Origin of the sequence: Mucilaginibacter sp. NFX135, assembly GCF_048565145.1 — a bacterium.
GTDB lineage: Bacteria > Bacteroidota > Bacteroidia > Sphingobacteriales > Sphingobacteriaceae > Mucilaginibacter.
Map to the genome: position 1 here is coordinate 845259 of NZ_CP183412.1, position 12641 is coordinate 857899.

At 45.4% G+C, this 12641-nt stretch carries 13 protein-coding genes; 8 read left to right on the forward strand and 5 right to left on the reverse strand.

The window, feature by feature from the left end; translation table 11 throughout:
* Positions 1 to 28 precede the first annotated feature (28 nt).
* From ACNURT_RS03745 to ACNURT_RS03755, 3 genes are read left to right on the forward strand one after another with little or no spacing between them, the layout of a single operon-like run.
* Positions 29 to 478: a DUF1569 domain-containing protein gene (locus ACNURT_RS03745; RefSeq protein WP_419700608.1), complete on the forward strand. Its 450-nt coding sequence runs from the start codon at positions 29 to 31 to the stop codon at positions 476 to 478.
* Positions 479 to 489: 11 nt separating this feature from the next.
* Positions 490 to 1047, forward strand: a complete 558-nt coding sequence (locus ACNURT_RS03750) for a 5' nucleotidase, NT5C type (RefSeq protein ID WP_419700609.1) — start codon at positions 490 to 492, stop codon at positions 1045 to 1047.
* 22 nt (positions 1048 to 1069) lie between these two features.
* Entirely contained in the window at positions 1070 to 1654 is a 585-nt protein-coding gene (locus ACNURT_RS03755; protein ID WP_419700610.1) for a dihydrofolate reductase family protein, read from the forward strand.
* Between the two features lie 132 nt (positions 1655 to 1786).
* On the opposite strand, the gene ACNURT_RS03760 is transcribed toward ACNURT_RS03755, so the two are convergent.
* A complete protein-coding gene (locus ACNURT_RS03760) occupies positions 1787 to 2083 on the reverse strand; it encodes a Dabb family protein (protein ID WP_370997487.1) in 297 nt (98 codons plus the stop codon).
* A 141-nt stretch (positions 2084 to 2224) separates the two neighbouring features.
* Here ACNURT_RS03760 and ACNURT_RS03765 point away from each other — a divergent pair, with 141 nt between their 5' ends.
* Positions 2225 to 3127: a metallophosphoesterase family protein gene (locus ACNURT_RS03765; RefSeq protein ID WP_419700611.1), complete on the forward strand. Its 903-nt coding sequence runs from the start codon at positions 2225 to 2227 to the stop codon at positions 3125 to 3127.
* Here the strand turns inward: ACNURT_RS03765 and ACNURT_RS03770 are convergent.
* Positions 3124 to 4608 carry a PLP-dependent aminotransferase family protein gene (locus ACNURT_RS03770; RefSeq protein ID WP_419700612.1) on the reverse strand — a complete coding sequence of 495 codons (1485 nt, stop codon included), beginning with the start codon at positions 4606 to 4608 and terminating at the stop codon, positions 3124 to 3126. The two genes, ACNURT_RS03765 and ACNURT_RS03770, sit on opposite strands and share 4 nt — an antisense overlap.
* Positions 4609 to 4706: 98 nt before the next feature.
* On the opposite strand from ACNURT_RS03770, the gene ACNURT_RS03775 reads away from it, so the two are divergent.
* The 4 genes from ACNURT_RS03775 (at position 4707) to ACNURT_RS03790 (ending at position 7337) form a co-directional block, all read left to right on the forward strand.
* Entirely contained in the window at positions 4707 to 5273 is a 567-nt protein-coding gene (locus ACNURT_RS03775) for a Crp/Fnr family transcriptional regulator (protein ID WP_419700613.1), read from the forward strand.
* A 91-nt stretch (positions 5274 to 5364) separates the two neighbouring features.
* On the forward strand, positions 5365 to 5865 hold the full coding sequence (locus ACNURT_RS03780; protein WP_419700614.1) for a TQO small subunit DoxD: 501 nt from the start codon (positions 5365 to 5367) through the stop codon (positions 5863 to 5865).
* Positions 5866 to 5884: 19 nt separating this feature from the next.
* Positions 5885 to 6313: a cupin domain-containing protein gene (locus ACNURT_RS03785; protein WP_419700615.1), complete on the forward strand. Its 429-nt coding sequence runs from the start codon at positions 5885 to 5887 to the stop codon at positions 6311 to 6313.
* 1 nt (position 6314) lies between these two features.
* Positions 6315 to 7337 (forward strand): EamA family transporter, encoded by a 1023-nt coding sequence (locus tag ACNURT_RS03790; RefSeq protein ID WP_419700616.1) that lies wholly within the window; start codon positions 6315 to 6317, stop codon positions 7335 to 7337.
* A gap of 36 nt (positions 7338 to 7373) precedes the next feature.
* On the opposite strand, the gene ACNURT_RS03795 is transcribed toward ACNURT_RS03790, so the two are convergent.
* From ACNURT_RS03795 to ACNURT_RS03805, 3 genes are all read right to left on the reverse strand, one after another.
* Entirely contained in the window at positions 7374 to 7793 is a 420-nt protein-coding gene (locus ACNURT_RS03795) for a VOC family protein (RefSeq protein WP_370997498.1), read from the reverse strand.
* Between the two features lie 496 nt (positions 7794 to 8289).
* Positions 8290 to 9375, reverse strand: a complete 1086-nt coding sequence (locus ACNURT_RS03800; RefSeq protein ID WP_419700617.1) for an efflux RND transporter periplasmic adaptor subunit — start codon at positions 9373 to 9375, stop codon at positions 8290 to 8292.
* 4 nt (positions 9376 to 9379) lie between these two features.
* Positions 9380 to 12640 carry an efflux RND transporter permease subunit gene (locus tag ACNURT_RS03805; protein WP_419700618.1) on the reverse strand — a complete coding sequence of 1087 codons (3261 nt, stop codon included), beginning with the start codon at positions 12638 to 12640 and terminating at the stop codon, positions 9380 to 9382.
* Position 12641 lies beyond the last annotated feature (1 nt).

Here is a 12641-nt window from a genome sequence, read left to right on the forward strand (position 1 = left end):
ATTGAATTATATTGCATAATATTGCAGTATGAAAAGCCTGTTTAACCAAACTGATGCGTCGGAAATCCTCGGTCGTGTTGAGTATCTACCACAAACTGCAAGGCGGCTTTGGGGTAAAATGGAAGTTGCGCAAATGCTGGCTCATTGTTCGGCTGTGTTGCAAATGGCCAATGGCGAAAAGATTTTATCAAGAACCCTTTTAGGCTGGATCTTCGGTCGGATGGCCAAAAAGGAATATTTCAACGAAAAACCTTTTGCAGAGAATGTTCCATCAGACAAGCATTTGAAAATTACCGATAACAGAGATTTCGTGACAGAAAAACAAAGACTAATAACGTACATCAAGAAATTTCAGGCCGCTGGCGAAAATGGGACAACCAAACACCCGCATCCCTTTTTCGGGGAATTGACACCAGCTACCTGGGGTACTGGCATGTATAAACACCTTGACCATCATTTACGACAGTTTGGAGCTTAAACAACAATAATATGAAAAAACTAAAAAGAATTGCAGTTGACATGGACGGCGTTTTGGCCGATACTGATGCGCATTATTTAACCTGGTATTATAATGCCTACGGCGTCCGGATCCCTTATGAACAAATGCTGGGCAAACCAGAAGGAGAAGGTTTCCCGGAAGAAGGCGCTATCCGCAGGTTTATATTATCACCCGGTTTTTTCCGTACCCTGCCGGTGGTTCCCGGTGCGGTGGAAGCGATAAAGGAATTGATGGAAGATTTTGAAGTTTTTATAGTATCGGCAGCCATGGAATTTCCATTATCACTGCCCGAAAAATACGAATGGCTGCAGGAGCATTTTCCATTTATACCCTGGACCCACATTGTTTTTTGCGGCGATAAAAGTTTGATCAATACCGATTACATGATTGACGATCATCCTAAAAATCTGGATAAATTTAAAGGGACAACCATTATGTTTAACGCTGCTCATAATGCCAATATTGATCATCACCAACGCGTAAGGTCGTGGACAGAAGTATTGGCTTTATTAAAAAATGAAAAGAACCTGATACCTGAAATTGAATAAGCAAACCAAAACCTATGAAATTATGAGAAAGCTAATTTTAATGGTACAGCTATCTATAGATGGATATACGTCTGAAAAGGATGGCAATACCGATTGGATGGTTTATAACTGGGGCAGTGAATGGACCTGGGATGATGAGCTAAAAAAATATTTTACTAACCTCACTGCATCTACCGATTGCATCCTGCTTAGCCGTAAAATGGCGGTAGAAGGTTACTTTGATTATTGGGCAAGTGTGGCGGCAAATAGCAGCTTGCCGCAATCTGGATTTGCAAAAAATATTGTTGCCGCGCATAAAGTTGTTTTTACCAAAACCCTGGAGCGGTCGGTATGGGATAATGCTGAGCTGGCCAAAGGCGATCTTAAAAAAGAGGTAAAGAAGCTGAAAAAACAGGAAGGCAAAAATATGATGGTTTATGGCGGAGCCACTTTTGTATCTGCATTGATAGAAGCCGGACTTATTGACGAATACCAGCTATTTATTAACCCAACCGCCTTGGGCAGTGGAACAAGTATATTTAAAAAGCGAACAAACCTGCATTTAGTTAATGAGCGGTCGTTTGCCTGCGGAGTAACCGTATTAAAATATGAGAGGCCCCTGAGTTAAACCATGTAAACCCTGTTTTAGGGTCAATCAACCCAGGACTATACATTGTATAAGTAGCTGAATAAATCAAAAAAAGAGGCTGATCATGATTGATGATACAGCCTTTTGTTTTTATGGTTTCAGCAGAAAATCCTATTCGGCGTCGTATATCACTACTTTTTCGAAGTAAACGCGGAACTCATCCAAAAAAGCTAAGTGTAATGGATGGGTTTGGTAAACATCGTGCCCGGCCAGATCATCAAAAAATACGGTTAAACTGAAGGTATAAGTGGTATCTACAACTGCGCGCTCAATAGGGGCAGGTGTGCCAATATGCAATGTTTTAACGCTTTCAACGCCTTCTAATGTTTCCAGGCTTTTACGAAAGGCAATTTTTTGATCGGCGGTAGTGTCGGCTTTTAGCCAGAATAAAACGTGGTGTACTATCATTGTTTAAATTTTTCCAAAGGTAATTGAATAGGCGTTTCTGCAGAATTGTATCTTATAGTTTTTTGAAACAGATTATTTAACCCAGGCTTAAGCTAAAATCCAAACAGATAAAGCACCTTTGCATCTACAGAATATAGAACTATGCAAAGAAGATCGGCCCTGAAAAATATCGGAGGACTACTTTTGGTCCCTTCCCTAACGTTTGGCAGCAATTCTGCAAAAAAAGAACCTGTTTTACGCGTGGCTCATTTAACAGATATCCATCTCAAAAATAAATTTGATGCACCGGCCCGGTTTGCAAAATGCCTGCACCACGTGCAGCAGCAAAACCCCAAAGTTGACCTTATATTAAACGGTGGCGATGTGGTGTTTGACATGAACAAGGAAAACCTTAGCACCATAAACGATCAATGGCAGCTGAGTAAATCGATCATGAAAGCTGACTGTAGTGTACCTGTACGTTATTGCCTGGGTAACCATGACATCTGGTGGAACGAGAACGATAAGGGACAGGCAATTTACGGCAAAAAATATTCTATGGATCAGTTGGGCCTGGTTAAGCCCTATTATAGTTTTATACAAAGCGGATGGAAATTCATTATCCTGGACAGCGTTCACCTGGATATTGACAATACCTGGTATATTGGCAAATTAGGCGACGAGCAATTTAACTGGTTGGAGCAGGAATTGAAAACTACCGATCCCGCTATGCCGGTACTGGTCATGACGCATATCCCTATCCTGACTGCCACTAACCTGATCGAAGATAACACCGTGAACAGATGGACAATGTACGGCGGCGATATGCATACCGATAATGCCAGGATCATTAGCCTGTTTTATAAACACCCCAATGTTAAGCTATGCTTGAGCGGGCACATCCACCTGCGCGAAAAACTGGTGTATAACCATGTTACCTACCTGTGCAATGGCGCGGTTAGTGGTGCCTGGTGGGAAGGTAACAGAAGAGAAACCGCCCCGGGCTATGGCCTTATAGACCTGTATGCCGATGGTAGTTTTACCGAAGATTATATTAATTATTAAAGCAATTTTTTAACCGCTGCTGTTAATATACCGGTAGCGGTTTCTAACTCATTTGGGGTTAAAGCGGCAAATCCTAACCGTACCGACGAAGGGGTATAAGCCGCATCATTAAAATAACCCATACCATTACCTACAGATAGTCCCATGGCCGAAGCTTTTTCGGACACTTCATGGGCTTTAATGCCATTGAGATAATTTACCCAAACGGCAAAACCACCATCCGGTATCTTATAGCTGATATATCCATTAAGGTTTTCTTTAAGCAGGCGGCACAGTACATCGCGCCGTTCATGATAGGTTTTGTTAGCTTTTTTCAGGTGCCTGTTGATATCACCGTTCTTTAACAGGTTGGCCATAGCTTCTTCTAACAGCAACTCACCTTGCCGGTCTATCAGTTTGCGCAGGCGGGCCGCCTGTACAATTAAGTTGGATGGAGCCACCATAAAGCCGATACGGATACCAGGTGCTATAGTTTTACAAAACGACCCGATATAAATGATGCTGCCATAATAGTCGGCACTGGCCAGCGGTAAAATGGGGCCGCTTGAATAGTGGAAATCATAATCATAATCGTCCTCGATGATCGCGAAACGGTATTTATGGGCAAGTTCCAGCAGCTGCATCCGCCGTTCAGAGCTTAACGTAACCGTGGTTGGGCGGTGATGGTGCGGAATGACGTATACAATTTTTACTTTTTTCTTTTTGCAGAGGGCTTCTACGGCGTTAAGATCTATTCCATGATCGTCAACCGGTACCAGGGCCATTTGTGCACCGGCTTGCTGAAACGTATGGTTTGCTTCCGGATATCCCGGATCGGCAGCAATTACGGTGTCGTTTTTGGAGAGTAATATCTGGGCGGTAAGGTATATAGCCATTTGCGAACCTTTGGTAATAATAATATGCTCGGGGTTAACCTGTAGTCCGCGGGTTTCGCCCAAAAAGCGGGTAAGTTCTGTTCGCAGATTTTCGGAGCCATACTCCGACCCATACATCCAGTATTTTGAAGTAAAATGGTAATTGCCAAAACGCCGGTATTCGCGTACCAACAGCTCGATAGGGGCCAAACGCGTATCCGGAAAACCATCATTGAATACAAGATGGGTACTATTAACGGGCTGAAATAACTGCGGAAAAGGAATCCTGTTATCATCTACCTCAAAATGTGTTTTTGTACTGTAACAGCTTGGCCCGGGAGATTCGGCTAATTGCCGGGGTTTAATATCCGGGAGGTTTGTAGCTACAAAAATGCCCCTGCGCGGATAAACTTCAACCCAGCTTTGCGCATACAGCTCATCATAGGCTGCCACCACGGTTTGGCGGTGTATAGCCAGTGTTTGTGCCAATGCACGGCTGCCCGGCAATGCCGATCCCGGTTTTAATTTACCCTGACGTATCTGGGTGATAATACCGTTGGCGATTTGGAGATAAACCGGCGTTTGCGCAGTTTTGTCAATATGTATTAAAATTTCGGCTAAATGCATACTGGACCAGTTGATTGGTAGTTTATGAATGATAAATATAGGCCAATGCTTTTTTAATTGAACACAATAAAAACAAAATTTGTACATTAATCGGTATAATGACGGCAGAACTTAAAGCTTTTTTAAAACAATACGCGGATCTTGATCAGGATAAACTGGAGGCTATTACACAAAAGTTTAAGCAGCGCAGCCTCAAAAAAAATGATTTTCTACTGGAGGAAGGTCTGGTATGCGCCGATCTTGTTTTTGTGCAGAAAGGCTGCCTGAGGTTATATTATTTGCAGGATGAGGTAGAAATATCGGTATGGTTTGCCTTTGAACATTCATCGGCTATTGAGATCTATAGTTTTATCAGCGAAAAGCCCTCTAAATATTTTTTACAGGCTATTGAGGATACCGTAATATGGTACCTGCCCAAAAGCGAGCTGACCCACTTGTATAAACAATACCCTGAAATGCAGGAAATGATGCGCAATTTTTGGGAGGATGTGATCCTTAACCTGTTGGAACGCTTTACTTCCCTTCAACGGGATTCGGCCGAACAGCGTTACCTTGATCTGCTGACCAAGCCTGCATTTTTACAAAAGATCCCTCAAAAATATCTCGCCTCGTTTATCGGCGTTACACCAACCTCCCTGAGTAGAATAAGAAAGAACATCCGCTAATTAAAGTGGACTACCTTTGTTATTCTTAGTGGACTATCTAAATGGTCCACAAGTGGCGTAATTTTAAATGTTATTTAAAAACACAAAGATTATGCAGCTGATTCAAAACTTTAAACTTCCATCCCTGTACCTGCGCTTAGCTATTGGTTCGGCTTATTTGTGGGAAGTTGCCGATCGTTTGGGCATGTTGGGCGCCAACGGCAAGCCGCATGTAGGTTGGGGCGACTGGCAGCATTTCATCGCCTATGCCCGTCAGGTAATGAGTTTTTTACCCGCATCGGTGATCCCGGCTTTTGGTACCATTGCTACTATAGGCGAAGCCGTTTTTGGCTTCCTGATCCTGATAGGTTTATTTACCCGCCTGGCAGCCATTGGCTCAGGAGTGTTAGGCTTTTGTTTTGCCATAGCCATGGCCATCTCATTTGGTATCGAATCGCCGCTGGGCTATTCGGTATTTACGCTGAGTGCCTCGAGCATTTTGCTGGCCACATTACCATCCTATGCCTGGAGTATAGATAGCGTGTTATCGCACCAAAAAATCAATAAACAATCGAGTATTTACCAGGATAAAAACGGTGTGAAAACCGTTTGATCCTATCAATTTTATAAAAATGAAAGCATTATTTATTGTCATACTGACTCTGTTACCACCATGTTTGGGCAAGTTAAGTACACCAAAACATGCACATCAAAAAATGCAGGGCAACATTACCGAAACCTACCTGATTAAAACATTGCTTAACCAGCCCGGCATCAGCAATAAGGAAGTGCAAATGCTGGTAGTTACCTTTCCGCCGGCAAGTGTATCTGCCGCGCACAGACATCCTTGCCCAACCTTTGGCTATTTGCTGGAAGGTGAGCTGGAATCAACCTTTGAGGGTAAAACCTATCATTACAAACCCGGCGATTCATTTTATGAAAAACCCAATGGACTACATGCCGTAACCCGTAACAGCAGCAAAAATAAGCCGGCTAAACTGCTGGTGTTCTTTATCGCCGAAAAGAATAAACCTACTACTGTACCTGTAAAAACTAAATAACATGAAAACTGCAACATCAAATAAACCATCAACCCTTTTAGTGGTAATAGCCTTTGCCATTGTTTACGTGGTATGGGGTTCTACTTATTTCTTTATCCAAATGGCAGTACACGGTTTTCCACCCATGCTGATGGGGGCCGTACGCTTCTTTACAGCCGGGATATTATTATTAGCCTGGTGCCGGTTGAAAGGCGACAAGCTTTGGATTAAAAGAGACGTCATCACCTCGGCCATCAGCGGTTTACTGATGCTTTTTGTGGGTACCGGTATCGTGTTCTGGGCTGAACGCACCCTGCCAAGCGCTATGGTTGCCATCCTGGTATCAGCCAACCCCATCTGGTTTGTGATCCTGGACAAGGTAAACTGGAAGGTGAATTTCAAAAGCCGTACCACTATAGCCGGGCTTGTGCTGGGCTTTGCCGGAGTAATCCTGCTATTTGGCGAAGCCATCAGCAAATCGCTGTCCGGCGCGATAAGCAAGGAACAATTAACCGGACTGATCCTGTTACTGGCCGGCCCAATCGCCTGGTCAGCGGGCTCGCTTGTTTCCAAAAAACGGGGTAGTGATGCTCCGGCGAGGGTAAACACTTCATGGCAAATGATCATATCGGGCCTGGCATTTATACCTGCAAGTTTGTTTAACCACGAGTTTAGTGCCTTTCATTTGGCCAGTGTGCCATTACAATCATGGCTGGCTATAGTGTACCTGATCTTCTTTGGTTCTATTGCCGCATTCAGCGCTTACGTATGGTTGTTAAAAGTTCGCCCGGCAACAGAAGTAAGTACGCATTCCTATGTAAACCCGGTTATAGCGGTATTATTAGGCACCTTGTTTGCCCACGAAAACATTTCAGGTTTGCAAATATTTGGCCTGATAGTGATACTGATCAGCGTGTTGTTGGTGAATATGAGTAAATATGGCAAGATCACCTTTATGCATTCCTGGTTCCGATCAGGTACACGTGATCCGCAATTAGCAGAGCATTTGAGCTCCGGCCAGCGTACTAAAGTTTGTCTTGACTAATTTTGTTTGATGCTTTGCTTTGAGGGCATGTACAACTTAGTACATGCTCTCATAACTAATGAGCCATTGATTGCCGAACCTATCAGTAAGGTCACCAAATATAGAGCCCCAGAAAGTGTTCTCCAGGGGATGGGTAGCCTCGCCGCCGTCGGATAGCCTGTTGTAATACTCCCTCGCTTCTTCTTCGCTGTTACAATTTAACAATAAGGATACCGAATTACCTTTGATCAGCCCATTTTCGGGTACCATATCTGATGCGGCAAGTATCAACGCGTCATTAACCAACAGGGCATGTACAATACAGTTTTCCATGCAGGGTGGCATAGGTTCATTGTGTGGCAAGGGTAATTCACCCAAGGTTTGAAAAGTAAGCTCACCGCCAAGGCATTCTTTATAAAAGGTCATTGCCTCCAGACAATTGCCATTAAAAGTGAGGTATGAATTGATATTTGCCATGCCGATATGCCTTTAATTTGTACAGATTATTTGACTATACAAAAATGCGTGTTGCAACGCAATTTAATGAGGGCCTAATACGACAATTGAGCGGGGAGATAACGACAAAGTGAGAAGAGAATCAAGAGGTAAGAGTCAAGAATCAAGAGAGCCTCCTCTGAATCAAACGCGTGCTATCGACTCACCCCGACGTCGCTGCGCTCGTCACCCCTCTCTCCGCTTCGCGCATAGAGGGGATTTTTAATTCTTTTTTTCTTTACCCTCTTTGCGGCAAAGCCGCAGAGAGGGTGGTCCAGCGAAGCGTAGACCGGGTGAGTGGTTATGCGATTTGTTTTTAACCTTGTAAGTTTAAACTCCGCCTTTTTTGGGCTATTACTCTCCAAAGGAGAGGGCTTTAAAGTGCTTTTTCTGAAGTCTCTCCTTTTCTGAGATTATTACATGAAGGCTTCGCCGTTTAGAGGGGGCTCTCTTAATTCTTGACTCTTATCTCCTGACTCTAATTAATCACAGCCCCTTGTTTCAGCTCATCGCCCGGATGGTTAATGACCTGATCGCCGGCCTTTAGGTTACCAAATACTTCGGTGGAGTCATTCCTGGCTAAACCTTCTTTGATATCAACCAATACGGCTTTGCCCTGTTTAACGGTAACCACGTATTCGCGCTCTGTGGACCGTACGATGGCGTTGTTAGGAACCAATAATGATTTGGCGCCCGAAAGCATAGGGATCCTTACTTCGGCATACATACCCGGCTTTAGTTGTCCGTTTTTATTTTGCACATCAATCTCAATCGCTTCTGAACGCATACTACCCAATGAATTGGCCGAGCGACTTATTTTGGCGGTTTGCTCGCTACCGGGCATGGCATTAAATACAAAGGTAACGGGCTGCTGCAGATCAACCTTATCTACATAATCTTCCGGAATAAATACCTCCAACCGCATTTTGCTGATATCCTGCAGAATCAGCATCGGCTGATCGGTACCTTTTCCCGGCGATACCAATGCTCCAGGCGATACGTTACGCTGTACGATCATGCCATCAAATGGTGCGCGGATATTCAAATAATCTTGTATGGTGCGTACCGAAGCCACATTGGATTGTTCTGACCGGGCCATGGCGTCATCGGCTTTCATTTTGGCTGAGGCATTATCCAGATCGAGCGGTGATACTGAGCCGGGCTCTTTGGCAGCCTCTTTCAATCGCTGATATTTTTCTTTACTGGCGATGGCGTTTTCCTGGGCCTGCAAAAAGCGCGAATTGGCCGCTTGTAATTGCGATTCCATTTCGGGGGCTTCCAGCGTCATCAGCAACTGCCCTTTTTTTACGTTGGCGCCGCGGTCAACATATAGTTGTTTTACAAATCCGTTCACCTTCGGAAAAATGTTTACCTCGTTAAAAGGCTTTAACTGCCCCGGTAAGCGGGCTGTGCTCGAGAGTGCTTTTTCGGTTATAATACCTATTTCATAAGCCGATTTTTTGCTGGTGGCCGCGGCTGCCATATTTACCGGCGTTTGGTTACTGGAGCAAGCTGCCAGCATACTGGCGGCAGCTGCTAATACTATGATTGATTTAAATTTCATGATCTTATACTGTTAAGGTTTCTATCTCTGTTATTTCGGCTGCGTGTTCGGCAGGTTCATCGGGCATTAATGATGGCGAATCGTAGGTGGTTTTATTTTGTACCCAGGCAAATACCTGTGGTAAAATAAATAAGGCTGCCAGTGTTGAGGCAAACAAACCGCCTATTACCGCCCTGCCTAACGGAGCCGATTGTTCACCGGCCTCACCCATACCCGAAGCCATCGGTATCATCCCCGCTATCATAGCGAGGCTGGTCATCAGGATGGGGCGCAAACGGATGGATGCGCTGGTGATGGCCGCTTTGGTAGCATCATGATAATCTAACCGCAGCTTTTCGGCATTGGTCACGATCAGGATGGCGTTGGCTACCGATACACCAGTCGACATGATCATACCCATGTATGACTGCAGGTTAAGCGTTGAGCCCGTAGCCAGCAACATCAATAAGGAGCCCAATATTACCGCGGGTACGGTGGATAATACCGTTAATGATACCTTGAACGACTGGTAGTTAGCCGCCAATAAAAGGAATATCACCAGGATGGCTAAGCCCAGACCATTCTGCAAACTGCTCAGTGTTTCTGTAAGCAAGTTGGCCATACCATTTTGGGATGCTACCAAGCCTTTTGGTGCTGTACCCAGGGAGTTGATAGCCCTTTGCACATCGTTGGTAGCGGTACCCAAATCCTTTTTATAAATATTGGCGCTGATGGTGATAAAGCGGCGTGGCCCTGCCCGGTCATATTCGCCTGGTACGTAGCTGGTCGTAAAAGTGGCGATATCGCTCAGCACCGGGCTGCTTTGGCCTTTTACCAGCGGTATTTCCTTTAGCTGGTCCATGGTGTTCATCACATACTCCGGAATTTGTACCTGTACCTGGTAAGTGTAGGCCCCTTTTTCATCCAGCCAAAGGTTTTTATCTGTAAAACGGCTTGATGAGGTACTGGCCGTAACCGAGCGGGCAATATCCTTGATATTTAGCCCCAGTTGCGCGGCCTTCAACCTGTCGAGCGTGATCCTGATCACCGGGAATTTCAAGGGTTGGGCAATCTGCACATCGCGCAGGTAACTGATGCCTTTGAGCTTATCTACCACTTTGTTGGCATAACCCTCAATCTGGGCCATATCCTTACCGGCCACCTGTACCTCAATAGGCGATGACGCGCCCTGGCTCATGATCTTCTCGGTCATGTCAATGGGTTCAAAGCTTATCCTTAGCTCGGGCAGTTTATAATGGATGTTTTTGCGCAGGGCATCTTTCAGTTCATCCATGTTCACCTTGTACTTTTCGTCAAGGTTTACCTGTAATACGGCTTCCTGCGTACCGGTGTTAAACACGTACAGGTTACTGGTTCCATAAGCGGTAGGCACCAGCCCAATATAGCCCGAGGTAATCTCCACATGGTTATTCACCGTTTGGTTAATGATCTGCAACACCTGTTTAAAGGCATCCTCGGTACGCTCTAACCGGGTACCATCAGGTTCTTTGATACGGATCTGGAACTGGCCATTATTGATCTTCGGCATCATGTCCTTACCAATAAACACAAAGCAAAAACCGGCCAGGATGATCACACTAAAAAGATACACCAACACAATGCCTTTTTTACGCGGCATACTCTTATTGAGCACCCGGATAAGCCATAGTTTGATCCGCTCAAACAGATCATTCTTTTCCGGGTGATGCTGTTCATTATTCAGGTGTTTTTGCACCTGTTTTTCTTCCTGTTCATTCAGCGCTTCACCGGCATGAGCATGGATATCCTCATGGTGATAATGCTGGTAATGTTCGGCCTTAATGAGCCAGTTGCTCAGGATGGGTACCACGGTTTGCGCCAGGATGTATGACACGATCATGGTTAGCCCGATGGATAAGGAAAGCGGTAAAAACATGGCCTTAGGCACGCCGCTCATCATAAACGATGGCGCAAATACAGCCAGAATACAAAGCAATATCAGCAAAAGCGGGAACGAGATCTCTTCGCAGGCATCATAAATGGCCAGGCGTTTGGATTTGCCCATTTCCAGGTGCTGGTGGATATTTTCGATGGTTACCGTGGCCTGATCGACCAGGATTCCGATAGCCAGTGCCAGCCCGCTCAGGGTCATGATATTGATGGTTTGCCCGAACATGCTCAGCAGCAATACCCCTATCAGGATAGATACCGGGATGGTGATCACCACGATGAGACTGCTGCGCCAGTCGCGCAGAAACAAGAGTACCATTAAACCGGTCAACAGTGCGCCTAATCCACCTTCAGTCATTAAACTTTTCACGGCGTTCACCACAAACACCGACTGGTCAAACTCATAGCTCAGTTTCACGTCATCGGGCAGCAGGTTCTGCATTTCGGGTAGTTTGCTTTTGAGGTTTTGCACCACGGCCCAGGTAGATGCATCGGCGGTTTTAACTACCGGGATGTATACCGAGCGTTTGCCATTGATGAGGGCATAATCAACCGTAATATCGGCAGCATCGGCCACACGGGCTACGTCCTTTACAAAAATAGGTACGCCATTCTGGGTTTTTACGGGGATATCGCCAAAATTATCCGGGTTTTTAATGAGCGTGTTCATGGTGGTCAGGAACATGGTATTATCCAGCCGGAGGTTACCAGAGGGCGATGTTACGTTGAACTTAGCCAAGGCGTCAACCACCTCGTCGGGTGTTAAATTGTAACTGCGCAGCTTATCCGGATCAAGGTTTACGGTGATGGAACGCGCGTTGGCCCCAAACGGAGGCGATGGCGACAAACCCGGAACGGTGGCAAACATAGGGCGGATCTTGGTAGCCGCCATGTCATAAATATCCTTTAAACTGCGTGTCGGGCTCGAGAACACCAGTTGGCCAACGGGCAGCGATGAGGCATCAAACCTAACTACCTGCGGCGGTAATGCACCGGGAGGAAAAAAGCTGGAGGCCCGGTTTACCTGCAGCGCTACCTGCGCCGAAGCTTCGGCCATGTTGGTGCTTTCATAAAACGACAATTTAATGAGGGTTAAACCCTGTATGTTTTTACTGGTGATACTTTTAATACCATTGATGTACAGGAACTGATCCTGGAACTTGGTAGAGAAAAAGCCTTCCATTTGCTGCGGCGACATACCGCCGTAGGCTTCGATTACATATATGGTGGGCAGGTTGAGCTGCGGGAATATATCTATCGGTATTTTGACTGCGCTGAGCACTGAAAATATCAGCAGGCTCATGGTGATCACTATGGTAGTGATGGGCCTTTTGAGCGCGGAGGTGACCATTGACATA

Excerpts from the sequence above, each read along its gene's own strand:
- ACNURT_RS03785 (WP_419700615.1), top strand. The coding sequence starts at position 5,885 with ATGAAAGCATTATTTATTGTCATACTGACTCTGTTACCACCATGTTTG.
- ACNURT_RS03775 (WP_419700613.1), top strand. The coding sequence starts at position 4,707 with ATGACGGCAGAACTTAAAGCTTTTTTAAAACAATACGCGGATCTTGAT.
- ACNURT_RS03745 (WP_419700608.1), top strand. The coding sequence starts at position 29 with ATGAAAAGCCTGTTTAACCAAACTGATGCGTCGGAAATCCTCGGTCGT.
- ACNURT_RS03750 (WP_419700609.1), top strand. The coding sequence starts at position 490 with ATGAAAAAACTAAAAAGAATTGCAGTTGACATGGACGGCGTTTTGGCC.
- ACNURT_RS03780 (WP_419700614.1), top strand. The coding sequence starts at position 5,365 with ATGCAGCTGATTCAAAACTTTAAACTTCCATCCCTGTACCTGCGCTTA.
- ACNURT_RS03790 (WP_419700616.1), top strand. The coding sequence starts at position 6,315 with ATGAAAACTGCAACATCAAATAAACCATCAACCCTTTTAGTGGTAATA.
- ACNURT_RS03770 (WP_419700612.1), bottom strand. The coding sequence starts at position 4,608 with ATGCATTTAGCCGAAATTTTAATACATATTGACAAAACTGCGCAAACG.
- ACNURT_RS03765 (WP_419700611.1), top strand. The coding sequence starts at position 2,225 with ATGCAAAGAAGATCGGCCCTGAAAAATATCGGAGGACTACTTTTGGTC.
- ACNURT_RS03795 (WP_370997498.1), bottom strand. The coding sequence starts at position 7,793 with ATGGCAAATATCAATTCATACCTCACTTTTAATGGCAATTGTCTGGAG.
- ACNURT_RS03800 (WP_419700617.1), bottom strand. The coding sequence starts at position 9,375 with ATGAAATTTAAATCAATCATAGTATTAGCAGCTGCCGCCAGTATGCTG.
- ACNURT_RS03760 (WP_370997487.1), bottom strand. The coding sequence starts at position 2,083 with ATGATAGTACACCACGTTTTATTCTGGCTAAAAGCCGACACTACCGCC.
- ACNURT_RS03805 (WP_419700618.1), bottom strand. The coding sequence starts at position 12,640 with ATGTCAATGGTCACCTCCGCGCTCAAAAGGCCCATCACTACCATAGTG.
- ACNURT_RS03755 (WP_419700610.1), top strand. The coding sequence starts at position 1,070 with ATGAGAAAGCTAATTTTAATGGTACAGCTATCTATAGATGGATATACG.